The following is a 25,906-nucleotide window of genomic DNA, read 5'->3' as shown; positions in this document are numbered from 1 at the left end:
TATGTTAAGATTCTTCGTTCCTCAGAATGACAAAAAAGCGTTACAGGTTGATTCGAAGAGCAAACACTACGTTAAAAACCAATCGAATTGCCCCCATCAACAGGCAGCGAAACGCCTGTAACGTAGCGAGCAGCCTCAGATGCCAGAAACACAGCTGCCCACCCAATATCTTCAGGTTTGCCGAAAGCGCCCATCGGAGTCCGGCGCATGGCGCGCGCAAACCGGTCGGGGTCGCCACTCATGGCGGTTTTGCTCATGGCCGTTTCGATGAATCCGGGTGCGATGGCATTCACCCGCACGCCGTTGCCCGAAAATTCCGAAGCCAATACTTTTACCATCCCTTCAACAGCTGATTTTGAAGCGGCATAAGCCACCACCCGGTCGATACCATAGTAAGCAGCCATCGACGAAATCATGATGATCGAACCACTTTTACGCGCCATCATCTGTTGAGCACAGGCCCGCGTGAGGCTGAAAACGGAGTTCAGATTAGTATGTACAATCCGGTCGAAATCCTCATCTGTTACGTCGAGAGCCGGTTTTTTTAAGTTGATACCTGCGTTGTTAACCAGAATATCAATCGGTCCCACCGTCGTTTCGATACGTTCGACCAACTTGTTCAGCGATGCTCGTTCCGTTACGTCATTGACCTGATACGTAGCACGTTCGCCCAGTACGTTGGTTGCTTCCTGAAGCGGCTGCTCCCGCCGACCCGTAATAACGACACGCCCCCCGGCCTGTACGATACAGCGGGCAATGTCGAAACCGATGCCGCTGCCACCACCAGTGATCAGGGCGAGTTTGCCTTCAAGTGAGAAAACAGTCAGATTTTTTTGGGTTTCTGTGATTTGTTCTTCCATTATCGCATTTGGTAAATATTCACCAGATTTTTAACCTCATCCAGCGTTCGGTCTGGTTTCTTGAAAGGTGCTGGAATTGGTTGTCGGGCGAACGGCTGAAGGTAAAGCACCCACGCATCGCGCCACCAGATGGCTTCTTTATACTGCGTTGATAATCGGCCTGCTACGTCGGCAAAAATCGCTGGATCAACGGCTGGTTTCACCTGCACCCATTGCTGCTGCATCCAACGTACCGAATCGGCACCGCTGTAGAAATGAACACAAAGCTCGTCCCAGAGTGTGCGGCCATTAGTGAGTTTCTTCGTCCAAGGAACGTGGTGAAACCAGAGCAGATAGGGCAGGGGGCAAGTCTCTACGTTGTTCCATTGCTGCTGTACTTCCGGGCGATACTGAGCCAGAGCGTTGCTTCCTGTTGTCGTTCGGTCGAAACCCAATCCTGCTGAATCGGCGCGGTGGTAGTAAATGGCTGTCCAATCGGGGCGCGAGCTTCGATTTTGCCAGGGTTCGGGGGCGAAGTGTGCGCCCGTCCACGGACGTGACAAACCTAATGGAGTGTTATATGCTACGTAAATATCCCGTGATTTTAGCAGCATATTGATGATCGTCTGTACCGATTTGGGCTCTGATGTTAATGACATGGTCACCCACTCGCGGGCGATGGCTTCGGCGGAAAGCGTATGATCCCACGCCAGCCGTCCAAAAGCATACCAGTTGGCCTGCGCCATCGGATTGCCGGTCCAGTTTCGGTCGGAGCCCGTATTCGCGACCCCGGCCATGGCTGTTACGTTGTAGCCATGCAAACTCCCATCAACTACCTTCGCTACCGTCGAACCTTTGCCTTTTACGAACGTATCACTGTCGAGGCATTCCTTGAACAACGGTGCTTCAAAAACAGTATGCGTGGCAAATCCCATGTACTCCTGCGTAATCTGAAACTCCATCGACAATGGCGTTTGAGGCATGTTGCCAAAGATGGGCGAAAACGGCTCACGAGGCTGAAAATCAATTGGTCCATTCTTCACCTGAATGATCACTTTCTTGTTGAATTTACCGTCTAGCGGGACAAATTCTTCGTAAGCAGCTTTGAAACGATCGGCTTTGGGGTCGGCTTTGTAAACAAATGCCCGCCACATCACTACGCCGTCGTAGGGTGCCAGTGCTTCGGCCAGCATGTTGGCTCCGTCAGCGTGAGTGCGGCCGTAATCCTGCGGGCCGGGTTCGCCTTCGGAGTTCGCTTTGACCAGAAAACCGCCAAAATCGGGAATAGCTTTGTAAATCGCCTTGGTCTTATCAGCCCACCATTTTTTCACTTCCGGCTCTAGTGGATCGGCTGTTTTCAGGCCACCGATGGTTTTAGGAGCGGGGAAATAAATCGATAAGTAAAGACGGATGCCGTAGTTGCGAAATACGTTCGCCAGCGCGGCCACTTTTTCGATGTACTCGTCGGTCATAAACCGCGCACTGGCATTCACATTGTTGACTACCGTGCCATTAATACCCAGCGACGCATTGGCGCGGGCGTAATCGCGGTAACGCGAATCGACCGTAGCGGGCAGTTCGAACCATTTCCAGAGCGATTCACCCGCGTAGCCACGTTCGATGGTTCCGTTCGTATTGTCCCAGTGATTGAGTAATCGATACCGAACTTTAGGATTGCTGGTCAGCGTGATACGGTGTAACGACTGGCCGGTTTGAACGTAACGTAGCAGCGCAAAAACGCCGTAGAGCACACCTCGGTCGGTTTTAGCGGAAATCTGAATATTACTACGTTGTTCAATCTGATATCCTTCATCGTTCAACGTACCAGCCCCGGCGTCGGGAGTGTTACGTAGCGTAAGAACTATTCCTCCCGTCCGATTTCCTGCATTGGCAATAATTGGAATGGTTTTACCGAGCAGTCCCTGCAAACCCGTTTGCAATTCATTAGCCGCCGTTTGCAAAATTGGACTGTTACCCGTAAGCGCAATGAACTGCGCCGACTGAGCATACGTAGTACGTTTGGCCGCGTCGCGAATCAAGTCATATTTCAGCCACAACCGATACCCATCATCTGCGTTGCTACGTCCGGCAAATAGTAGGAGAAAGAGTAGCCAGGCAAACGATTTTTTCATAATTCAAGGGAACGATAAGGCGATTGGTCAGCAACCAAAGCTGTATGTAAATGTTTACGTATGGAAGGCTATCAGGGAGCTTATATACTGAGATGGGAGCGTGGTACGTACCGTTTTAAACCAGAGCGGAATCAGGCGTAAGCCGGATATCTGGATAGAAGATTGGATGAAAGCTCCTGAATGGTACCGCACAACGGGCCGCCATGCTAGCAAATTAACGTATCAATCCGTAGTTCTTTAAGCTTTTTTACCGATCTATAGCGGCTGCCCCAAAAAACGATCAACTCGGACTCGCAAGCTCAAGCTGATCGTTTTCTGCGTGTGTGGTATCTGCTGTAGCCTTATTTCTGTTGTCCCGGAAACTTCTCGAAAAGTTTTGCCACAGCCTTGTTAATCTGTTCAGACGAAAGGCCCTGCCGGTTAAGCACGCTCGACAGGGCAACATCCCACACCAACGCGTTTTTCTGCGCATCGACCACATGCAGATTGACAGTTCCTTCCTCATACGTACCAACGGGCACTTCCTGACTTTGCCAGTGATAACGTCGTTGCCCGATATAGCGCGGAGCCTCCTGGATGGTTGTCGTACGGGTCTGCGTTCGCTCCTGTACCACCGCGCCAAGATTAACCAATAAATCAGGATTATCTTTTGTTGGCTGGTAACCCAGGTTCCGAAATTCAGCCGCCACAGCCTGCTTAAGCTGCTCCATAGCTGTCCGGTACGTTATCGTCCGAGGGCTATCGCTTAGGCGGGTCGTATCCAGGAAGGCATAGGTGCGGTAATCCGACCAGGTAGCTGTGTTATCCGATTGATTACGAGTAATTCGGTAAGAGGAACAGGAAGTTAATAAGCCCAGAAGTAGGCAGACGATGCTAATTCCAAGTTGATTTTTCATAACGAATAGCTGTTTTATAAACAACGATTCGTTGTTGAATTTTGTGCAGAAAAGTAAGCAAAGAGCAAAGCCATCCGATTGTTTAACGCTCTTCCGCTCTTTAATCTAACGAACGTAGTATGCCCAGTTCCAGACCTCGTAGTTCGGCTAAACCGCGTAGCCTACCAATGGCCGAATAACCCGGATACGTCTTTTTGTGTAAATCGTCGAGCATCTGGTGGCCGTGGTCAGGGCGCATCGGAATGGACGTAACGCCAACACCGACCATCTCCCGCCGTTTCTGTTCCAGCACAATGGTTTTGATGACCGCGTACATATCGACATCGCCTTCGAGGTGGTCGGCTTCGTGGAAATTATGACGGCCACCTACTACATTCTCTTCTTCTCGTTTGGTTGTTCGCAGGTGAATGAAGTGAATCCGTTCACCGAATCGCTCGATTATACCGGGCAGATCGTTGTCGGCGCGAATGCCCAGCGAGCCGGTGCAGAACGTAATACCATTGGCCGTTACATTGCTGGCAGCCATCAATTGAGCCAAATCAGCTTCTGTACTGACGACGCGGGGTAGGCCCAATAGTGGATATGGCGGGTCGTCGGGGTGGATGCATAGATTAACTCCAACTTCCTCTGCCACCGGAGCTACCTGCTGAATGAATGCATACAAATTGTTCCGAAGTTGCTCGTCGCCGATGGTCGCGTATTCATTTAGTAAGCCCTGGAACGTAGCGAGCGAAAACGCTTCTTCGGAACCGGGTAAACCTAACAGAATTGTGTTGGTCAGCTGGGCAATCTGTTCGGCTGATGAACGGGCGAATTTCTGACGGGCGGCTTCAATCAATTCGGGTTCATAATCCGCTTCGGCGTTGGGGCGTTTCAGGATGAACAGATCGAATAGGACGAAATCTTCCCACACAAACCGAAGTGCGCGCGAACCGTCGGGCATCTCATAGCTCAGATTGGTGCGCGACCAATCGAGCACGGGCATGAAATTGTAACAAACGGTTGTGATGCCGCAGGAAGCCAGATTTCGAATTGATTGTTTGTAGTTCTCAACGTAGCGCTCGTGTCCGGGACGCGCTTTTTTGATGTCTTCGTGCACCGGCAAACTTTCAACAACGGCCCAGTGCAGGTGCGAATAGCGGTGATTATCCGCTTCAACTAGTTGAATTCGCCGGTTAATTTCTTCGACCGTCCAAAGTTCGCCCACCGGAATCTGGTGAAGCGCCGTCACGACGCCCGCGCAACCCGCCTGGCGGATGTCCATTAGCGAAACCGGGTCGTTCGGCCCGAACCAGCGCATGGTTTGTAACATAAGGAACTTTGTGTAGTGTGGTTGTCAATGTATGAAGTAGGATATATGAAGTATAGTACCCATACCATACTTCATATATCCTACTTCATATCTCATTAACCTATTTTTTCACTTTACTGAAAATGAAGAAGTAAAGGACGCTCCAGGCGATGAGGTAAGCAAAGCCGGCAATGTAAAAAATGATGTAGTACCCCTGCGATAGATTTCCAAGATTCGTATAATGGTTCAGTATCTGTCCAACGAGCAGCGGGAAGAAGAAACCGCTAATTGTTCCTGCCATAGTACCCAGCCCAACGACGCGGCTAAGTACGCTTTTGGGGAATTGGTCAGCGGCTACGGTGAAAATATTGGCCGACCATGCCTGGTGAGCAGCCACCGCCAGCGAGAGAATGCCGATAACGGGCCACAAACTGTTCATCTGGCTAATGAGCATCACGGGCGTTACGCAGATTGCGAACAGAGCCATCGCCCATTGACGGGCACGCGTCGGATGCCATCCGCTCTGAATCAGCCTGGACGAGAGCCAGCCACCGCCTACGCTACCGACGGTCGCGGCCAGGTAGATCACGATGAGCGGGGCGCCTAGTTTCTTCAGATCGAGGTTGTAGATTTTCGACAGATACGTAGGCAGCCAGAACAGGAAAAACCACCAGATGGGGTCAGTCATGAATTTGCCGCCCATAAATCCCCAGATGGCTTTGTTTGAGAAAATAGGGTAACCTTTAGCCGTATCATCGCTGGGTAGCTGAACAGGAGCCGCATCGGTAATGGTTGTTTCCTCGGTAATGTGCGCCAACTCCGCCTGATTGATACCTTTGTGTTGGGTTGGTATGTCGTAATAGAACCACCAGGCCACGATCCAGAGAAAACCTAACGCTCCTGTCAGAATAAATGTCATTTGCCAACCGGCCATCAATGCCAGCGGGGGAACAATAGCCGGAGCAACTACCGCTCCAATATTAGCCCCCGAATTGAAAAAGCCAACGGCCAGTGCGCGTTCTTTCTGCGGAAACCATTCGGCAACGGTTTTTATGGAAGCCGGAAAGTTACCGGCCTCACCGATACCCAGCAGCGCCCGCGCCACCATGAAACCAAACGTGCCACCGGCCAGCGCATGACCCATAGCTGCAATACTCCATATCAGAATGGCCCAGATGTAACCCATCTTGGTGCCAATGCGGTCGATGATGTAGCCAGCCAGCAACGTAGTGCCGCCGTAGAAAAATGTGAATACGGCGACGATATTGCCATAGTCCAGCTCGCTCCAGCCGAACTCCTGCTCCAGAATGGGTTTCAGCAGACCGATTACCTGGCGGTCGAGGTAATTGATAGTCGTGGCCACAAAAAGCAACGTAGCAATTATCCAGCGATAATTCGTTTTAGGGCCTGATACGTTGCCCATTACTGGACTGGACGTAGCGGCTGAGGAGGTCGGTTTTGAAGTCACTGAGCGAAACTCGATTTAAAAAAATGTTGGCTTACTACGTTAAAACACAGGTAGTCCGTTTAGCTACTGTCTACAAACAATGGAATGGTCGAATAAAATTGACCGAAGCTCGGTTCTAAACAAAGAATGGTACGTCTTTAGGAGCGTATTTTTTCATGCCTTCTTCGTTGATTTCCACGCCAATACCCGGTTTGTTCGATACAGGAATAAATCCTTTTTCAACCATCGGACCATCGAACGTAACGATTTCTTTAAACATGGGCTCTTCGTGGAAATAAATTTGCCACTCCAGAATCAGGAAATTAGGCACCGACGCACAGACATGACTCGACGCCATGGCACCCAGATACGACGCCACCATGTGCGGAGCAAACGGTACATAGTAAAGATTGGCCAGATTGGCGATACGTTGCGCTTCACCCAAACCACCGGCTTTCTGCAAATCGGGCATGATGATGTCGACAGCACCAATTTCGAGTAGTTTACGGAAACCGTGAGCCAGGTAGTGGTTTTCGCCTGCGCAGATGGGCGTATTTGAAGCTTCCCGAATTTGCCGGTATGCTTCGGGGTTTTCGGCTGGAATGGGCTCTTCCAGAAACAGCAGATTCAGCGGCTCCATCATCTTGGCCACCCGCCGACCGGTTGTTACGTCGTACCGACCGTGCATATCCACGCAGATGTCGATTTTGGGGCCGACCGCCTTCCGAACACCGGCAATCTGGTTGTACATCCGCTCCAGTTCGCCCTGGCTGGCGGTCCAGTTATACGGGTCATATTTGTTGGGATCGTTACGTTCATCGATGTCGTATTTCACGGCTGTGAAACCCATATCGACGGCTTTTTTTGCACTTTTCCCGAAAGCGTCGGGACTGGTATCGGTTTCGCGATACGCACCCGTATCGCAGTAAACCCGAACCTTATCCCGGAATTTTCCACCTAAAAGTTGATAAACCGGCAGACCGAGCGCTTTCCCGGCCAGATCCCAAAGAGCCGTTTCAATGGCAGACAGCACGGAAATGTAGATACCTGCTTGTGCTCCCTCGAAAAAACCTGACTTCCGAACGTCTTCAAACAGCCGATGCACGTTGAGCGGACTTTTTCCCTGGATACGTTGGCCCATCATTTTTACCAGGTGATACGTACCAACCGACGCGTCGACGGCTTCTCCACAGCCCCAGATGCCCTGGTTGGTATGGATTTTTACGAACAAACTGTGACCGTTACGTATGTAGCCGCATTTGATATCGGTGATTTTCAGATCGGATGGCGCTGAAGATTGCGGAGCGTGGTTGACGGCGGTTTCCAGCCCTTCACCAAAACTGGATAACGCACTGGCACTGAAAACACTGGCTAAAGCACTCTTGGTTAAAAAAGATCGGCGAGAGGTATGCATAAAATTAGGTCAGAAGGTTATCAGGAATAAAGGAGTAAAACCAGGAAGCTGTTTAACTTTTTGTCAGAAACAATTTTTGTCATGCTGACGGAGGAAGCATCTTATCGTTACCTTACTAGCTCGTTGGGAAGCTTTAAGATGCTTCCTTCGTCAGCAATGACAAAATCACCAAGTACGTGTTTTCAAGTAGTCCTGAATTTGCTCTTTCGGAACGGGTAATTTATCGAGATGCGCATTGAGCCATTGCGAGAAATCTTTCTCAATCTCGTCCGACCAGCGCGAGTCGATCTGGCCGGGCGTATATTTCTGCTCCCGCAAGCGTAGATGCCCAAACATATCGCGCAAACGGATGATCTCGGAGGTCTTGACCACTTTTTCGGCCAGATGTGGCGGAATGAAGCACACGCCACCGTCGCGTCCCAGCACTATGTCGCCGGGCATCACCATCACTTTGCCGATACGTGTCGGGCGGTTGATACCTACCAACGTAGTGTTCAAATCGCCTTCGGGATTGTGGTGAGATGGGTGATAGCTACGGAAATAGGACGTAAAACCACCAATTTCTTTCAACCCTGCTACGTCGCGGACGGCCCCTTCGTAGATGATGCCGTTGCCGGTTTTTGCGTAAATCGAGTTGCCCAGGTTGTCGCCGATGGTGGGGCCATCTTCGTGCATACCGAACTGATCTACTACGTATACATCGCCTTTCACCAGCATATCGATAGGCCAGGCATTCTGCGATTTCACGCGCCCATCTTTGTTATGCCCTTTGTCGTCCGTAACCCGATGAACATCAGGGCGTCCAGGCATAAATGTAGCGGTCAAGGCTCTACCCACCAACACACTGTCGGGGTTGATGGTTTGCCAGCCTCCTGCGAATTGATACCGGTATTTCTCACCTTTCAATACAGCCCAGGCTTCTTCCTGCGTAACGAGTTTCATTCGTTTCAGAATCGCGTCGGACACTTTTGGGCGGCCATCGGGGAAGCGTTCGCCTTTCCAGTCGGGCGTTAAGAAAATGAGTTCTTCTTTCGAAATCTGCTGGCAAAAGACAGGCGTCTTCCAGGCGTTTAGGCTCAGCAGGGCTACCAGAGCGAGTTGTGGTTTCATCAGATTAAGGCGTAAGGTTGGTTTGAGGATTCGGTTGTGATAAGACGAAGGCTAAACGCTTCTACCCTTTACTTATGCAGACGGTGATTGATGCGTAGTTTTTGTCATGCTGAGGCACGAAGCATCTTAAAGTTTCTTTACCCTCAGGTTTAGGAACTTTAAGATGCTTCGTGCCTCAGCATGACAAAAACAATCAATATATAGGCTTATTACTTGTTAGGGCGTAGTGACCAAACTATTCAGATACATCTCAATATTCGAATACTGCTCGTCCAGCGTGAACAAGCTGGCATCGTCCGCACTATTCGGGTTCAATCCCTTAGCTTTTTCCCACATATTAGGCATACCATCGGCGTCGGTATCGGTTGGTGCTGAAGTTTGTTTCAGTGTGGGCCATCCACCAACGTCGGTTTGCGAATCAACAATCCCTTTATGATCCCGACCAAACGTAGCGGTTCCCTGCCGGACATCGTTCACAATGCGGCTATCGACGGCATCGCGCCGGAGGCTGGCCCCAACTTTGGCAAGTACCTGTTCATAAGCCTGTTGCGCTGTTTGCTCGGTGATACGTTCGACGAAAAAGGGAGTTTTCGCTAGTACCGAATCGAGAGGTGCGCCCTGAATTCCGCCCGACAGATTATTGCTGGTAATACGTTCGTTTCCAGCTACTACGTTGCCTGTTACGTAGAACTTTCCATACGGTTTGAAGGGATTGATGATGCGACTACGTAACGTATCGCGTGTGGCCGGGCCAGCTTTATAGTAGTTGTTGACCATGTTATGATTACCCTGTTCACCGCCGTACGCGCTGTTGATCTCCCAATTGTAAATGACATTATTTCGGAAATCGACTATCTCGCGTTTGGGCTGCTTGTGGTAGCGCGAACCGCAGAAACGGGGTGTCCGGCTGTGCTGATGGGCGATCAGATTATGATGGAACGTAGCGCCCAAACCGCCCCAGATGCCGCCGTAGCCGTGCGCCCCTTTTTCGTGAACCGACTTATTGAGACTTTCGGAGATGAGGCACCACTGCATCGTAAAATTCTCGTTATCGTAAAACGAAGCACATTCGTCGGTGGCCCAGCTCATGGAGCAATGGTCGATGATAATTCTCTTCTGCCGAAGGCCCGTAATGGCATCGTCCTGCTGTTTGGCTTCGTCGCCCAGACGGAAACGCAGGTAGCGAATGATAACGTTATTGGCCTCAATCGATACGTTGTAATTCTTCAGACAGATACCATCCCCCGGCGCCGATTGGCCCGCAATGGTAAGATTACCCTGACGGATAAGGATTTTTGATTTCAGGGCGATGGTACCCGATACGGCAAACACGATGATACGTGGTCCACGAAATTCGATGGCTTCCCGGAAACTTCCAGGCCCACTATCATCCAGATTTTTGACGATCAAGACCTTACCACCCCGGCCACCGCTGGTGTATTGGCCAAACCCTTCTGCGCCCGGAAAAGCGAGCGATTTGGAAAAACCGGATTGACCTTGGGACATAATTGGCAGCAACAAAACTGCTAATCCGACGACTTGCCAAAGCCGCCAACGTATCGATTGAGGGAAGATTTTGCGGAATTTCATACGTTGTTACGTTACCTACAGACTTGAAACGAAAAAGCCAGGTCGCCCCGGCTTTTTACTTTTATCATGATCTAACTTCTTCCGTTACGCCAAACTCGCTTCAACGGTGATTTTCGTGTTGAAAAGTTTGGAAATTGGGCAGTTGGCTTCGGCGTCATCAACCAGTTCCTGAAATTTTTCCTGATCAATACCTGGAACACTTGCTGTTACAACCAGGTGCGATTCGCTGATGCTACCGCTGTCAGTGTCGAGCGTGATTGTACATTTTGTATCAAGCGAATCGGCTGTAAAACCGGCTCCCTGAAGGTTAAAGGCCAGTTTCATGGAAAAACAACCCGCATGTGCTGCGGCTACCAGTTCTTCGGGGTTAGTACCCACGCCGTCGGCGAAGCGCGTGTTGAAGGAATACTGAGTTTGATTAAGTACGGTGCTGGCAGTCGATACGGTTCCTTTGCCGTCTTTGCCTGAGCCTTCCCAATGAGCGGAAGCATTCCGTTTGATTGGCATAATAACTGAATGTTAAGTGATTGTCGAAACTATTGTCGTTCTCGAATTGAGTGGGACAAAATAGCGCGACTTTGTTGGATAAATCAAACGTTTTTACAACGACCTACTGTCCGGCTACTTATTCATCGTAGATACCGTTTACATTATTTCTGCAAACGAACCGCAAAACGTCCATTTCGAAAGCGAACCGATTTCGCTGATTGCGACGTAAGCGCCAGCTCAAAATTGCCCTCTACTACGTTAGCCACCGTATCAGCCCTAGTCACTTCGATCCAGCCGCTATCTGTACCTTTTGCTGTATACGAGGCAAATATTGCGTCGCCACCAATCAACAGGCCGTAACTAGCCCCTGTCAGCGGATAGGGTGAGCAGGCCGTCAAATCGGTCATATTGTATTTGCCAACTGCTAGGGGGACTTTCTCAAAACTAAGGTGCTGAGTCGTATTACAAGGGCCGATGCAGTCGTATGGCGCTGATTCTCTGGCTCCTTTAGGATAAGGAAGTTCATTCGAGACATAAAGGTTGAATCGATTCAATCGGCAGGCATCACCTGCTACGGCTATTACTTTAGACGCATTTCCACGCCCGTACCAGGTAGAATCGTTTAATAGAGCCGTTACGTTCTTGGAGCCATCAGGCCCATCTGGCGTGAGAAGCAGGTCTTTGTCCGAGCGTGAACAGGCTAAAAAACAGAACAATAAGCTTATAAATCCAAGTAAATTTTTCATAACTATTGCGATTTTACCGGATAGACTCAGCAACAGCTATCAGGGTTGGAATGCCCTTTATTTCCTGATAAACTGAATCGCACAACCACCACCTTTGGCCAGATGAATTGGTAACTTAGTTTTGCTATTTACCGGCTTCTTTTCAATGACGTAGGCTTCTGGATTAGTTTGCCAGTCGGCGGTGAGGGCGTCTCGATAAATGGTAGCCTGATAGGTTTTGCCCGGTTCTAAGAAGTCCAGTCCAATGGCGATGTCACGGCTGTTTTCGTCGGTGATGGCGCCCACGTACCAACTGTCTTTTCCTTTGATTTTACGGGCAATTGTGATATAATCGCCGGGTTCGGCAGCAATGATTTTAGTGTCATCCCAATCGACTGGTACGTCACGGATAAATTGAAACGCGTCCAGATGAGCCTCGTAATTTTCGGGTAAATCGGCGGCCATTTGTAGTGGGCTATAAATCGTTACGTAGAGCGCCAGTTGTTTCGCCAACGTAGTACGTACCCGTGTGGTACGTTTGTAATCGAACTGGTCGAGTTTGAACCGGAACAGCCCCGGCGTAAAATCCATTGGTCCGCCCAGCAATCGGGTAAAAGGCAGAATGGTCGTGTGTTCAGGTGTGATTCCGAGTGTGGGCGCATTGTTAAATTCACTACCTCGGGCGGCTTCACTGGCCATCCAGTTCGGATACGTACGATGCAGCCCGGTTGGATGCGACGATTCATGCGAATCGACCATGAGTTTGTACTGAGCTGCTTTCTCCGCAACGCGCTGGTAATGACCAACCATCCATTGACTATCATGGTGTTCTCCACGCGGAATGATTCGACCTACGTAACCCGTTTTCACGGTGTTGATACCTTCCTTTTGCATGTACTGAAAAGCCGCATCCATCCGCCGTTCGTAGTTGGTGACGGAGCCCGACGTTTCATGGTGCATGATGATACGTACCCCTTTTTGTTGCGCGTAGGTGGTCAATGAGTCCAGATTGTAGTCGGAGTAGGGAGTTACAAAATCGAATACGTTCTCTTTCCAGTTGCCAAACCAGTCTTCCCAACCCACATTCCAGCCTTCGACCAATACACCATCGAAACCATATTTAGCGGCAAAGTCGATGTATTTTTTTACGTTCTGGGTGTTCGCGCCGTGCTTGCCGCCTTTTTTCTCCCAGGTCGCTTTACCAACATGCATTTCCCACCACATACCCACAAATTTCTGTGGTTTTATCCACGATGGGTCAGTAATGGTTGAGGGTTCATTAAGGTTCAGAATCAGTTTGGACGATAACAAATCCGTAGCTCTGTCGCTAACCAGAATCGTACGCCAGGGCGTTTGGGCGGGTGTTTGCAGATAAGCTTTATTGCCCACCGCATCGGGCGTCAACTGCGACGTGAACGCAAGTTTACGCTTATCCACCTGCAAATGCATGACCGGGTAATTAATCAGGGCCGCTTCGTAGATGCTGATGTACAATCCATCGCCAGTTTTCATCAGCAACGGCGACTGGACGGCGTTGGGGCCGATGAAGGACGTTAACGCAATATCTTTCTCCTTGTCAAATGCTGTTTTTGCGTCGATTTCACTTATTCGGGTCGTGTTGTAGAGATATTCGTTGGTTTCGTAATCGCCCGGTATCCAGAAGATTTTATGGTCGCCGGCCAGCACGAACTGCGTTTTCTCATCGTCAACGATAAAATGGGTCAGTGATTTCTGCTCAGGGAATTCGTAGCGGAAACCAACGCCATCGTCAAATACCCGAAATCGAACGACTACTTTGATTGCCATCGTATCCTTACTGGTCAACGTAAGAGCCAGTTCGTCGTAGTGATTTCGAATTTCGCGGACTTCGCCCCAGACTGGTTTCCAGGTTTCGTTTTTAGAGGATGAGTCAGCTGCGGTAATCGTAAACTGAGTGAGCGATATCTTGGGTTTGCTCAGCACAAAGCCAAGGCTCGACGGCTCAATTACCTTTTTGCCTTTGTAGGTCAGTTGATACGTTACGTTGCCCGTTGGCCCATTGGCGACCGATAACCGAAGCGCATCGTTGGGCGACGTGACTGAAAACGTCGGTTTGGCAAACAGGAACGTAGCAGGCCAGATAAGCAGGACCAGTAGAATCGGTTTAATAGTGAGCATGTTGGCTAGGCTAAAGAAAACGCTGCCAACAATGTAGTGGGTTTAGAACAATAGGCAAAAAATATGTGATTTTTTTAACCTATAGCTATGTAGAGACAAGGCATGCCCTGTCTCATGACCGGATGGTTTTGCTGACGCCAATGAGACAAGGCATGCCTTGTCTCTACCAGAACGCAGGTATTGGCAACTGCCGGAATCGTTTACCTGTTGCGGCAAAAATGGCGTTGGCCAAAGCAGGGGCGATGGGCGCTGTTCCGGGTTCGCCGGCCCCACCCATTTTTCCGGTGCTGGGTACAATGTGTACGTCGATGATGGGCGTGTCGTTCATACGTAGCATTGGATAATCGTGAAAATTGCTTTGCTGAACCACGCCGTTCTGAATGGTGATTTCGCCGTAAAGGGCGGCCGTAAGCCCGAAAACAATGCCGCTTTCCATCTGGGCGCGAACGCCATCGGGATTGACGGCTAGTCCGCAATCAATTGCGCAGACAACCCGATGAACACGGATCGCCTGATTCTCAACGGATAATTCAACAGCCTGTGCTACGTAGCTTCCCATCGCTTCACAAACGGCAATTCCCCTGAATTGGCCTTTGGGTAAAGGTTTGCTCCATGCTGATTTTTCGGCTGCGAGATTGAGGGCGGCCAGATGCCTTGGGGAGTTTTTAAAGAATGCACGGCGATAAACAACCGGGTCAGTTTTGGCAAGGAAAGCAAGTTCGTCGATGAGCGTTTCCACAACAAAAACTGTATGCGTACTGCCTACAGATCGCCAGGGAAGCACCGGAACTCCTACCGACGTAGTATGCAATTCAAACGAATAATCAGGAATGGATTTGGAATAGGGAGCGCCGGTCGTAACCGAACTATAATCGATGCCTTTAGGCGCGATGACATCGGCCAAAGGTGTATTTACGAACAGCGATTGCCCAACAATCCGGTGTTGCCAGGCAGTCGGAAAGCCATCCGCACCGATCCCAATTTGCGCATTATGCACGTAAATCGGTCGGTAATAGCCACCTTTGATATCGTCTTCGCGTGTCCAGACAAGCTTAATAAACTTGCCGCTGGCTTTGGCGATGTGTACCGCTTCCATCACCCAGTCGGAACTAAAGGAACCGCGTCGGCCAAAACTGCCACCAATACAGGGCGTATGGAACTGGACTTGCTCGGGTTTTAGTCCCAGAAAAGCTGCTACTTCTGCCTGATGCAGCAAAGGCGATTGTGTACCCGCCCAGACTTCGCAGGAATCTTTCCCGATTTTTACGGTACAATTCAGCGGTTCCATTGGCGCGTGAGCGAGGTAGGGAAAGCTGTATTCGGCGTCAATGCTACGTTCTGATTTAGCCAGCGCCGACGTTACGTTGCCTTTTTTCTGAATGGTCAACCCTTCCGTTTTGGCCAATTGTCGATACGTATCAGTCAGCATATTTGTGTCCAGATTGGCGTTCTCGCCCAGATTCCACTCGATTTTCAGCGCATCGCGACCTTGTTTGGCAGCCCAGAAATGATCGGCCAGTACCGCTACACCGGTCGGAATCTGTACTACGTTCCGAACGCCTTTGATTGCTTTGGCCTGCGTAGCATCCAGTGTTTTTACGGTTGCGCCGAAAATCGGTGGATGCGACACCAGTGCGGTCAATAAACCCGGAAACTGACTATCAAAACCGTAGCGGGCCTTGCCGTTAATTTTTTCGGGTGCATCCAGCCGTTTCCGCGATTTGCCAATGTATTTCCAATCTTTAGGATCACGAAGTGTCACCTTCGGAACCGGTAGTTTGGCCGCTTCGGTTGCTACGTCGCCGTAACTGATACGTTGATTACCAGCAATAACGTAGCTGTTTTCGGTTCGGCAATCTTCGGACCGTACACCAAACCGTTTCGCAGCGGCTGCTACCAGCATCGTTCGGGCGATGGCTCCGGCCATGCGATAGCGGTCAAATTCCCGAATGGTTGTTTCGGAACCGCCGGTGGATTTATAGACTGGTGGTTCCAGAAAATCCCCCGCTTTCCCCGGCGGGCTGTGTGCTACGTGTAGCTGGCTCCAATCGCAATCCAGTTCTTCGGCAATCAGCATCGGTAAAGTCGTCCAGATGCCTTGCCCCATTTCAACCTTCGACAACGTAATGTGAATGCTGTTATCCGTACCGATGCGTAGGAACGCATTCAGGGCGGCTTCGGACGTAGCAGTCGGTTTGGCAAAAGGAATCTTATCCGGTACGGTAAAAGCAACCAAAAGACCTCCGGTGGCGAACGTACCGATTTTTAGAAAATCTCTACGGTTTATCTGACCGTTTTTGTTCATTGGATCGCTTCGTCGTTACGTTGGATAGTTCCTGTTGCAAAAAGGCTCATTTTCAGCTTCTTTTGATTCCTTAAATAGCCTCATAATTATACTTCTTCCAGTTTGAACGGCAATGTGCGGATGCGTTTGCCCGTCAGGTCGAAAATGGCATTGCATAGGGCAGGGGCGAATGGAGGGAGGCCGGGTTCGCCGACACCTCCGGCAGGCTCATCGTTTTCCATGATATGCACCTCAATCTCAGGCGTATCGGTCATGCGGGGCATTTCGTACGTATTGAAATTCTGGTGTACAGCTTTTCCGTCGTTGAACGTAGTGGCATGCTTGATGGCCGCTCCCAGACCCATAATGATGCTTCCTTCTACCTGAGCGCGGATGATGTCGGGATTGACATACCAGCCGCAATCGATTAAGGCAATCACTTTATTGATGTTGAGTTTGCCATCGGTTTTGCGAACGACCTGAACGATATGACCACAGATACCACCAAAGCATTCCGTAATCGCTACGCCCCAACCCGCATTTTTACCTCTTGATTTCCAGTTGCTAATAGCTTCCAACTGGTCAAGAAGAGCTTGAAATCGTTTGTCAGGTAAATGACTTCGGCGGAAATCCATCGGGTCCTGACCAGCCAGATGAGCGAGTTCATCTACGAAACTTTCGCCCGCGAAACCCGCTGTATTGGCCATCGGGGCACGCCACCACATGACCGGTATTGGCGAACGGGTCCCCACGCCACCAAAACTGTAATGCGGAATTGCCTTGAAATAAGGGCTTGGCATTCCTTCTAAACTTCCTGAATTATACCCCGCTGGTTTCGGATCAGGATAGGGTTCGGGACTCCAGCCCTCGCCAAGCCATTGTGTGGCCGTTATTGTCTGTAAAGCTTGGATTTGGCCTTTGTTATCAATCCCACCTCTACATGCGTAAAAAGCACCCGGACGAAACGGACCTAAACGCATATCATCTTCCCGCGTCCATACAACCTGAACAGGTGCATTTATGGCTTTGGAAATTAAAGCCGCTTCATGGGGGTAGTCGGGAAAGGCTTTACGTCCGAAACCACCGCCCAGAAAAGTCATGTTTACGGTGACATTTTCTTTCGGAATGCCCATTCGTTCACTCAAATCGGCTTGGATCCAGTTCGCTTCCTGAATGGGCCCCCAAATCTCGATGCGATTGTCCTGTACGTGAGCAATGCAGTTGAGCGGTTCCATGCAACTGTGTGATTGGTAAGGCGTTTCGTAAACCGCTTCCAGCTTTTTAGTCGCGTTTTCAAAAGCAGCTTCGAATTGGGGAGACGGCCCAGGTTTTTTAAGATTCTCCCGCATCTGACTAGCAAGCTGTTCAGAACCAGGATGATCAAAGCCCGAATCATCCCATTCGACTACCAACACTTTTCGCCCTTGCAGCGCGGCCCAAAGCGAATCGGCTACAACAGCGACTCCTTCGAACAAACTGCCAAAAACGGCTCGCTTGACCGTCAGAACCTGTTTTACACCCGGTATGGCTTTCGTTTTGGAATCGTCGAATCGTTTTACTTTCCCCCGAAATCGCGGACTCCGTTCGACCACCGCATACAGCATTCCCGGTAGTTTTTTGTCGAGTCCGAATTGAGCCGTGCCGTTGATTTTCAGTGGAATATCCTGACGGCGCAACGGCTTCCCAATGATTTTATACGCCTTCCGACTTTTTAGTTCTACGTTCTGAGGGGGCGTTAACGTAGCAGCTTCTTCAACCAGAAGTCCATAGCCAAGCTTTTTGCCGGAAGGTCTATGAATGACGTCGCCGTTCTTCGCGTAGCATTCCGACGTAGCGACATTCCATCGTTTGGTCGCTACGTCGATGAGCATTTCCCGCGCTGATGCGCCAACCTGTAGCAGTTGCTTATACCAGCCACGTACCGAAAAACTGCCTTCCTGCGGCTGCGGGCCGTATTTTTTCGGATTCGCCGGTGCGAAAAAAATGGTTACCTGATCCAGATTGACTTCCAGTTCTTCGGCAATCATCTGCGGAATGGCCTGGTACGTTCCCTGTCCCATTTCCGAACGATGGCTCACAATCGTTACCTTTCCGGACTTGTCAATGGAAATCCAGGACATCAATTCGGTACCCATTTTGTCGGGCGTCTGGGCATTGATGATTTCCACCGCTGTTTTTCCTGAAACCGAAGCCCCAAGGGTCAAGGCAATTCCTGAAAGACTCGTCTGGCGGATAAAATTTCGGCGAGAAATTTCCTTCATTATTTTCATTGACCGTTCGTTTTAGGAAGCGTAGCAGCGGCTCGTTTAATGGCTTTTCGGATGCGCGGGTACGTGCCACAACGGCAAATATTTCCCTGCATGGCCGCATTAATGTCAGCATCGGAAGGATGAGGATTATCTCTCAGCAGTGCAACCGCTGACATAATCTGCCCACTTTGGCAATAGCCACATTGCGGCACCTGCTCGTCAATCCATGCTTTTTGCACCGGGTGAGAATTATCATTCGAAATCCCTTCAATAGTGGTGATGGGTTGATTCAGTACAGCCGATACCGGAAAGGAACAGGAACGTACCGGAGCACCTTTAAGATGCACCGTACAAGCGCCACACTGAGCGATGCCACAGCCATATTTCGTACCCGTAAGGCCAACCAGTTCCCGAATGACCCAAAGTAAAGGCATCTGAGCATCAGCGTTAACCCTATACTTTTTTCCGTTGATGGATAATTGATACAAAGGCATAACAGTCGTATTTAGACCAACGTATCAAAGAAAAAATGGGCTTAGCTGAATAAAAAAATGGATTGACAACTGACTCGATTTAGTTGACGAACAGCAGGAAAATCGCGGAATTTTAGAAATGGTTGTTGACGTGCAGGTTGTCCTTCAGGCTGGGTAATTGGTCAATTAGTTCTGGCCGTTCATAGAATGGAGCAGCATAGTTCTGGCTGATTCACGTAACTTGTGGCAATTGTTATCGAGTAAATCGTGCTGACGGACATGCGTGCCTTATCCTATAATCAATTGAGTCAGAGCTGGTTTTTTAGGTACAAACTCTACCACCTGCCATTCTGGTTTTTGTATCATTATATCTCGTGGGTCATTACGTGGGGAAATCCGGTAGCGGTTCTTCAGACGATTGTAATCCTGCCTTACACGCTTAAATACAGTTTCTACGTCATTTTTCAGGCGCTGGCCGTCTACTTCAACTTGTATTTCCTGATTCCCCGATACCTGGAAAAAAGCCGATTTACCCCGTACATTCTCTATTTGCTGTTGACGATATTGTTTGCTACGTTCTGCATAGCCGGTGGGTATTATTTTAGTGCCTTTGTCAGTGGGAAAACCATACAGGAATTGTTTGGTGAATCGGCCTGCTATTATCAGTTTCTGGGAAATGCATTGCCCTCGACGATGGCCAGTATGACGTTGGCAATGAGCATTAAGCTGACGAAAAGCTGGATTCAGACACGTAATCGACAGCAGTTGCTGGAAAAAGAAAAACTGGAAACTGAACTTAAATTCCTGAAAAATCAGTTCAATCCGCACTTCCTGTTCAACACGATCAATTCGATCTTTTTTCTGATTCACAAAAACCCGGATATGGCGTCGAATTCGCTGGCTAAATTTTCGGAACTGCTTCGGTATCAGCTTTATGAGTGTAATGATCAGCAGATACCGTTGGGTCGCGAGATTGCCTATCTGGAAAATTTTATTGAACTGGAGCGACTTCGGCAGAATAACAACGTAACGGTTACCGTTGACATCGAGTCGGGTTATTCCGATCACTTGGGCATCGCGCCGTTTATCGTGATGACGTTTGTCGAAAATGCCTTTAAGCACGTATCAAAAGACAGCGACCGACCAAACTGGATACGTATCAAACTGGCGCTGGAAGGCCAGCAGTTGAATTTGGTTGTATCGAATAGTACTACGTTTAGTCAACATCAGGAAGCCGTTCACTACGGAGGTATTGGCCTGAAGAACGTACAGCGTCGACTGGATTTGCTGTATCCTGGCCAATATGAACTGGATATTCAGCAGGATAAGATGAGTTTCAACGTAGCACTACGGCTGAAACTGACCGAAATAGCGCAAGCTGCTACGTTGCAGGTTGCCTGATAATTTAACCTCCATAACAATGCTGAACTGTGTTATTGTCGATGATGAACCGTTGGCGCGCGAGGGGCTGGCCAGCTACGTTCGGGAGGTTGATTTTCTGCAGTTGACTGGTACCTGCGAAAACCCGCTGGAGCTTATCAACGTATTGGAACAGCAATCGGTTGACCTGATTTTTCTGGATATTCAGATGCCCAAAATGAGTGGGATTGATTTCCTGAAAATGGTACCCAAACCGCCGATGGTTGTTCTCACAACGGCCTATCCGAGTTTTGCGCTGGAAGGTTTTCAACTCAACGTACTGGATTACCTGCTGAAACCCATTACGTTCGACCGGTTTTTTAAGTCGGCCAATAAAGCCAGAGAATACCACAAACTTCTGAACCAATCGACTGCGCTGGGCGCACCGAAATCAGAAACCAGCGACGATTATTTCTTTGTCAAATGCGGTAATAAGTACGAGAAAATCTTCTTCGATGATATTCTGTTTGTGGAGGGTTTGCAGAATTACGTAACGATTTTTACGAGCAAAGGGAAATACGTAACGCTGCTGAATATGAAAAGCTTAGAGCAAAATCTAGATGGACATGGGTTTCTTAGGGTGCATAAATCCTACATGGTTTCGATTCCCAAAATAGAAGGCATTGAAGGTAATGAGATTTTCATCCAGACCCACCGTATTCCCATCAGTCGCAACTACCGCGACCAGGTTATGAATCAGGTGCTGTCGGATAAGTTGTGGAAGAAGTGAAGTTGACTATGTCGTTGGCAAAAATGTCGTTCTATCGCGCAGGAAAGCACTAATCCATACTAACGCGATTGGTGTAATGGCGTTAAACGGTGTTCCGTGCGAGAGTTCAGTTGCCAGAGCGCCGGCGAAGTAGCAGGATAGTAGAATAAAACCCAGTTTCATCGTTTTGGGGTAGAGATAGAGCAGCGTGAAGCCAATCTCCATACAACCCAGCAGAATCACATACGGCCCAACGCCCACTTTATTGAGACCTTCCATGACCTGCGCCGATTGTGTTAACTTCATAATACCACTAAGAACAACCATCCCGGCCGCCAGTGCTGTAACAACGATGGTTATGATACGTTTGCTTTTCGAGTTCATCATTAGAGTGATTTAAGGCAGCCGTTTGCGCTGCGGTTGATGAAGCAAACCTACTCAACGGAAGTATCCATTTGGTAGCAGTATACCAAAGGATACCAGTATCGTTTAGGATACCACATTATCAATTCGTTAGGGTGTAGTATCTTTATTCTATGAGCACACTCGTTGAAGAACCATCGCTCGTGACGCGACTCCATAACCCGCATACCGAGCGGGAATGTTCGCAAAGTCTGATGGCGGTGCAGGACGCGCTCTACGTCCTGAATGGAAAATGGAAACTGCCGATTATTATTGGCTTGAGCACCGGACCCAAACGATTTCGTGAGTTGCAGCGGACCGTGACGGGCATTACGGCCAAAGTGCTGAGCAAAGAATTGAAAGAGCTGGAAATGAATCAGTTCGTGATACGTAACGTGTATACAACCACGCCCGTTACGGTTGAATATGAACTGACGGAATACAGCAGCTCGCTGGATGATATTATTGAAGCCCTACGAAATTGGGGCATCCAGCATCGAGCGCGTATTCTGAGAAACGAGTAAAATGTAGTGATAGTGGGCCCCGACAGGCACGGGCCGAAGCGTCGGACCGCCGAAGCGGCCAGAGCCTGTCGGGGCCTATTTGGCTTTACTAATAAAAGGCCTGACAATTTGAACCAGGGAATCCACGCGTTCACGTAACACGTCTGGATTGGCACCGTCTCCGGCGAATAATTGAGACCCCATACCTACGGCCGTTACGCCCGCTTTAAACCAGGCGTTGATGCTTTCGTAAGTTGGTTCAACGCCACCAGTTACCATCAGTTGCAGCCAGGGCATTGGACCTTTGATGGCTTTGATGAAATCTGGCCCTACTACGTTACCGGGAAACACTTTCACCAACCTGGCGCCCAGCAACGTAGCCTGATAAATTTCGTTGAGCGTTGAACCGGCGGGCATCCAGGGGACACCTTTTTCCCGGCAAACATCGCCCACAGCAGCTGTCGTAACCGGCTGGACCACAAACGCAGCACCAGCTTCGATGAATTTGGTGGCATCTTCCGGCGTCAGGATGGTGCCGATGCCCAGGGCCATATCAGGGCAGTTTTTTGCTACGTATCCGGCGAGTTGTGTGAATACCGGCAGGGCTCTGTCACCCCGGTTCGTGAATTCAAACACACGTAGGCCACCGTCGTAACAGGCCTGTACGATGCTTTGCGCGTGGGCGGCATCGGCATGATAAAAAACCGGTACAATCGGATGATTAGTAACCAGATCGAGAATAGTATCGGAAGAAAATGCGGGCATAATCGGTTTAAATTAGCGAAGTGAGCAATTGTTGACGTCGCTTAATTGTGTCGACAGTCTGATTAGTGGCATCGCCCATTTCCTGCAATTTGCCAAAAGCGGCTTCGGCCGCAAAGTTAAGCACCTCCTGTGGACTGTGTTGCTTATAAAGCCCATAAATCAGTCCCGCCATGAAACAATCGCCACTGCCAACCCGGTCGACCACAGAATCGGTCAATAACTCCGGCGATACGTACTGCTCACCATCTTTATATAACGTAGTATAATACCGAAGGCCGGTCGGTGCTACGTCGAACCGGAACGTATTGGCGACAACTTTACATTTTGGGAAACGTGTCTGAATCGCTTCCGATGTAGCGAGGGCGTGTGCTACGTAGTCTGACTGCTGCCCTTTAGCATGGATGTCGTCATCGACCGAAATGCCCAATAAAGCGTTGGCCGCCCAAATATTTCCCATCACTACGTCGCAGTGCTGCACAATTCCCGGCATCATATCGACTGGCAAAACGCCGTATTGCCAGAGCCGCGCCCGATGGTTCAGATCTATCGAAACGGTAATTCCTTTGGCCGATGCTATGGCTACCAGTTCTTCACAGGCTGCTGCTACGTCTGCGTTTAAAGCCGGGCTAATGGCGCTGACATGAAGCCAGCTTGTGTTTTCCAGAACGGCGTTCCAGTCAACCTTACCTGGTTTTAATTCGGAAAAAGCGGAATAAGCGCGGTCGTAAATGACACCTGCGTTTTTCAAATCGGTACCCTGCGGGAGGTAATAACAACCGACACGCTCCCCAAATCGAACAATGCCCGATGGGTCGATACCTTTATTCGCTACGTAGCTGATAATGTCGTCGGCCAGTGAATTTTGCGGAAGTACTGAGCTGTATTTTACCGGGATTTCCCAAGTGGCCAGGGCAGTTGCTACGTTCAGTTCGGCTCCGCCCACAAATACGGGCATAGACGTTTGACGAATCCACTCACCCTGAGCAATCGGGGAAAACCGCAACAATAATTCACCAAAACAACAAACTTGCATTTTTTAAAAGTTGTAAAGTTTTAGAGTTATAAGGGAACCTGTTTAAACTTTAATTCGAGTGCGGTTTTTGTCATGCTGACGCAGGAAGCATCTTAAACTTTCCTCATTAGTACTTTAGGATGCCTCAAGATGCTTCCTGCGTCAGCATGACAAAAACACTCCTTTTAGAATTGCGTCTGAACGTTTGAACAGGCTCAGGTTATAGAGTTGGCATCATAAGTAAAGACTGTTTAAACTTTTGCTCCGATGCCATTTTTATCATGCTGACGAAGGAAGCATCTTAAAGATTACTTAGTTGAGTCTTATGATGCCTTGAGATGCTTCCTTCGTCAGCATGACAAAAAACCTCATTTTCAGCTCTTTTAAAAGTGTAAACAGGTTCGTATTTAAACTTTATAACCCTATAACTCTACAGCTCTACAACTTTTTAAAATTAAACAGCTAATTCCTGTGGCTTACTCGTAAATCCGAAATACGATTTTGCATTGCCGTAGCAGATGTTTTGCACCACCTGGCCGGTCCATTCCATATCGTCAGGGATCTCGCCGTTTTCGATGTCATTGCCGAGGAGATTGCACAGAATCCGGCGGAAGTACTCGTGACGTGGATACGACAGAAAACTCCGCGAATCGGTCAGCATTCCTACAAATCGACTCAGCAAGCCCATGTTCGAGAGTGCGTTGATTTGGCGTTCCATGCCGTCTTTCTGATCCAGGAACCACCAGCCCGAACCAAATTGTACTTTACCGGCTACCGAACCATCATTGAAATTGCCAATCATGGTGGCAATCAGATCATTGTCGGCAGGATTCAGGTTATAAATAATGGTTTTGGCCAGTTTGTCGTTGGTGTCCAGTCGGTCGAGGAAGCGAGACATGGCACGGGCCTGCGAGAAATCGCCGATGCTGTCCCAGCCTGTGTCGGGGCCAAGCTGACGTAGCATCCGACTGTTGTTGTTACGTAACGCGCCGAGGTGAAACTGCTGCGTCCAGCCTTTTTCCCAGTCCATCTCCGCCAGATATACCAGCATGGCCGATTTAAATTTCAGCACTTCTGTATTCGTCAGTTCCGCTCCCGAGCGAATTTTGCCGAAAATCGCTTTGATTTCACTCTCGGTATAATCTTCGGCGTAAATCTGTTCAAGACCGTGGTCGGAGAGTTTACAGCCCATCCCAGCAAAGAAATCGTGCCGCTGACGTAGCGCAGCCAGAAAATCATCGAACGTAGTAACTGCTACGTTGCTAGCCGCTTCCAGCCGATTAACATACTGATTGAACGTAGCACTGTCTTCCACCGTCATCGATTTATCAGGACGGAACGTCGGCAGTACGCCAATTTCAAATCCTTCGTCGGCCAGTTTTTTATGATGTTCCAACGTATCAACGGGGTCGTCGGTCGTGCAAACCGTTTCGACGTTCATCCGACGTAGCAGATTCCGAACCGAAAAATCGGGCGATTGCAACTGCTCGGTACAGGCATCATACACCTGTCGGGCGTTTTTACCATTCAGTGGTTCGGTGATTCCGAAATACCGTTGTAATTCCAGATGCGTCCAGTGGTAAAGCGGGTTCCGAAGGGTGTACGGAACCGTTTCGGCCCATTTCTGAAACTTACTGAAATCGTCGGCGTTACCTGTGCAATAGCGTTCGTTGATGCCGTTAGTACGCATGGCCCGCCATTTGTAGTGGTCGCCGTAAAGCCAGATTTGCGTGATATTGTCGAACTGTCTGTTTTCGGCAATCTGGTCGGGTGGGAGGTGGCAATGGTAATCGATGATCGGCATCGACTTCGCAAAATCATGATAGAGCTGCCGGGCCGATTCGGTTTGCAGCAAAAAATCATCGTTCAGAAAGGGCTTTTTCATGATGGTATTATTGGAATGAGCGATTGCGCAGCTATTGAATTCATTATGAAACCTGATGCAGAGAAATATAGACGAAAATTGTCTTTTTTGTAGGAAAGACAATGGATCATTTACA

21 protein-coding genes are annotated in these 25,906 nt (G+C 49.3%); 3 read left to right on the top strand and 18 right to left on the bottom strand.

Annotation, left to right across the window (positions count from 1 at the left end; genetic code table 11):
• Positions 1–71 precede the first annotated feature (71 nt).
• The 14 genes from IC229_RS24080 to IC229_RS24015 all read right to left on the bottom strand — a co-directional run bounded on the left by IC229_RS24080 (position 72) and on the right by IC229_RS24015 (position 19,117).
• Entirely contained in the window at positions 72–860 is a 789-nt protein-coding gene (locus IC229_RS24080; RefSeq protein WP_190889651.1) for an SDR family NAD(P)-dependent oxidoreductase, read from the bottom strand.
• Positions 860–2,971, bottom strand: a complete 2,112-nt coding sequence (locus IC229_RS24075) for an alpha-glucuronidase family glycosyl hydrolase (RefSeq protein WP_190889649.1) — start codon at positions 2,969–2,971, stop codon at positions 860–862. Before IC229_RS24075 ends, IC229_RS24080 begins: the two co-directional genes overlap by 1 nt.
• A gap of 341 nt (positions 2,972–3,312) precedes the next feature.
• Positions 3,313–3,867, bottom strand: coding sequence for a DUF4136 domain-containing protein (locus IC229_RS24070; RefSeq protein WP_190889647.1), 555 nt, complete (start codon positions 3,865–3,867; stop codon positions 3,313–3,315).
• A gap of 100 nt (positions 3,868–3,967) precedes the next feature.
• Entirely contained in the window at positions 3,968–5,179 is a 1,212-nt protein-coding gene (gene uxuA, locus IC229_RS24065) for a mannonate dehydratase (RefSeq protein WP_223834168.1), read from the bottom strand.
• Between the two features lie 100 nt (positions 5,180–5,279).
• Positions 5,280–6,581 (bottom strand): MFS transporter, encoded by a 1,302-nt coding sequence (locus tag IC229_RS24060; protein ID WP_190889761.1) that lies wholly within the window; start codon positions 6,579–6,581, stop codon positions 5,280–5,282.
• A gap of 160 nt (positions 6,582–6,741) precedes the next feature.
• Positions 6,742–8,019 (bottom strand): mandelate racemase/muconate lactonizing enzyme family protein, encoded by a 1,278-nt coding sequence (locus tag IC229_RS24055; RefSeq protein WP_190889645.1) that lies wholly within the window; start codon positions 8,017–8,019, stop codon positions 6,742–6,744.
• 165 nt (positions 8,020–8,184) lie between these two features.
• Positions 8,185–9,129, bottom strand: coding sequence for an RraA family protein (locus IC229_RS24050; protein WP_190889643.1), 945 nt, complete (start codon positions 9,127–9,129; stop codon positions 8,185–8,187).
• Between the two features lie 216 nt (positions 9,130–9,345).
• Positions 9,346–10,635: a pectate lyase family protein gene (locus IC229_RS24045; protein WP_190889759.1), complete on the bottom strand. Its 1,290-nt coding sequence runs from the start codon at positions 10,633–10,635 to the stop codon at positions 9,346–9,348.
• Positions 10,636–10,803: 168 nt separating this feature from the next.
• Positions 10,804–11,226: an OsmC family protein gene (locus IC229_RS24040; RefSeq protein ID WP_190889641.1), complete on the bottom strand. Its 423-nt coding sequence runs from the start codon at positions 11,224–11,226 to the stop codon at positions 10,804–10,806.
• A 143-nt stretch (positions 11,227–11,369) separates the two neighbouring features.
• Entirely contained in the window at positions 11,370–11,954 is a 585-nt protein-coding gene (locus IC229_RS24035; RefSeq protein ID WP_190889639.1) for a hypothetical protein, read from the bottom strand.
• 57 nt (positions 11,955–12,011) lie between these two features.
• On the bottom strand, positions 12,012–14,090 hold the full coding sequence (locus IC229_RS24030) for a glycoside hydrolase family 97 protein (protein ID WP_190889637.1): 2,079 nt from the start codon (positions 14,088–14,090) through the stop codon (positions 12,012–12,014).
• 163 nt (positions 14,091–14,253) lie between these two features.
• On the bottom strand, positions 14,254–16,395 hold the full coding sequence (locus IC229_RS24025) for a xanthine dehydrogenase family protein molybdopterin-binding subunit (RefSeq protein WP_190889635.1): 2,142 nt from the start codon (positions 16,393–16,395) through the stop codon (positions 14,254–14,256).
• Between the two features lie 86 nt (positions 16,396–16,481).
• Positions 16,482–18,644 carry a xanthine dehydrogenase family protein molybdopterin-binding subunit gene (locus IC229_RS24020; RefSeq protein ID WP_190889633.1) on the bottom strand — a complete coding sequence of 721 codons (2,163 nt, stop codon included), beginning with the start codon at positions 18,642–18,644 and terminating at the stop codon, positions 16,482–16,484.
• Positions 18,641–19,117 carry a (2Fe-2S)-binding protein gene (locus IC229_RS24015; protein ID WP_190889631.1) on the bottom strand — a complete coding sequence of 159 codons (477 nt, stop codon included), beginning with the start codon at positions 19,115–19,117 and terminating at the stop codon, positions 18,641–18,643. Before IC229_RS24015 ends, IC229_RS24020 begins: the two co-directional genes overlap by 4 nt.
• Positions 19,118–19,375: 258 nt before the next feature.
• On the opposite strand from IC229_RS24015, the gene IC229_RS24010 reads away from it, so the two are divergent.
• Both IC229_RS24010 and IC229_RS24005 read left to right on the top strand, forming a co-directional pair.
• Positions 19,376–20,497, top strand: a complete 1,122-nt coding sequence (locus IC229_RS24010) for a sensor histidine kinase (protein ID WP_190889629.1) — start codon at positions 19,376–19,378, stop codon at positions 20,495–20,497.
• Positions 20,498–20,516: 19 nt separating this feature from the next.
• Positions 20,517–21,245 (top strand): LytR/AlgR family response regulator transcription factor, encoded by a 729-nt coding sequence (locus tag IC229_RS24005; protein ID WP_190889627.1) that lies wholly within the window; start codon positions 20,517–20,519, stop codon positions 21,243–21,245.
• Positions 21,246–21,251: 6 nt separating this feature from the next.
• On the opposite strand, the gene IC229_RS24000 is transcribed toward IC229_RS24005, so the two are convergent.
• Entirely contained in the window at positions 21,252–21,611 is a 360-nt protein-coding gene (locus IC229_RS24000; RefSeq protein ID WP_223834167.1) for a DoxX family protein, read from the bottom strand.
• Between the two features lie 149 nt (positions 21,612–21,760).
• Between IC229_RS24000 and IC229_RS23995 the strand changes: the two genes are divergently transcribed.
• Positions 21,761–22,150, top strand: a complete 390-nt coding sequence (locus tag IC229_RS23995; protein ID WP_190889626.1) for a winged helix-turn-helix transcriptional regulator — start codon at positions 21,761–21,763, stop codon at positions 22,148–22,150.
• 75 nt (positions 22,151–22,225) lie between these two features.
• On the opposite strand, the gene IC229_RS23990 is transcribed toward IC229_RS23995, so the two are convergent.
• The 3 genes from IC229_RS23990 to uxaC all read right to left on the bottom strand — a co-directional run bounded on the left by IC229_RS23990 (position 22,226) and on the right by uxaC (position 25,791).
• The gene (locus IC229_RS23990) at positions 22,226–22,894 is read right to left on the bottom strand and encodes a beta/alpha barrel domain-containing protein (protein WP_190889624.1); all 669 of its coding nucleotides are present in this window, start codon (positions 22,892–22,894) and stop codon (positions 22,226–22,228) included.
• Positions 22,895–22,901: 7 nt separating this feature from the next.
• A complete protein-coding gene (locus IC229_RS23985) occupies positions 22,902–23,927 on the bottom strand; it encodes a sugar kinase (protein ID WP_190889622.1) in 1,026 nt (341 codons plus the stop codon).
• Between the two features lie 433 nt (positions 23,928–24,360).
• Positions 24,361–25,791, bottom strand: coding sequence for a glucuronate isomerase (gene uxaC, locus IC229_RS23980; RefSeq protein WP_190889621.1), 1,431 nt, complete (start codon positions 25,789–25,791; stop codon positions 24,361–24,363).
• Positions 25,792–25,906: the final 115 nt, after the last annotated feature.

This window comes from Spirosoma profusum, from assembly GCF_014699005.1.
GTDB lineage: Bacteria > Bacteroidota > Bacteroidia > Cytophagales > Spirosomataceae > Spirosoma > Spirosoma profusum.
This window is presented reverse-complemented; position numbering and strand designations above follow the sequence as displayed.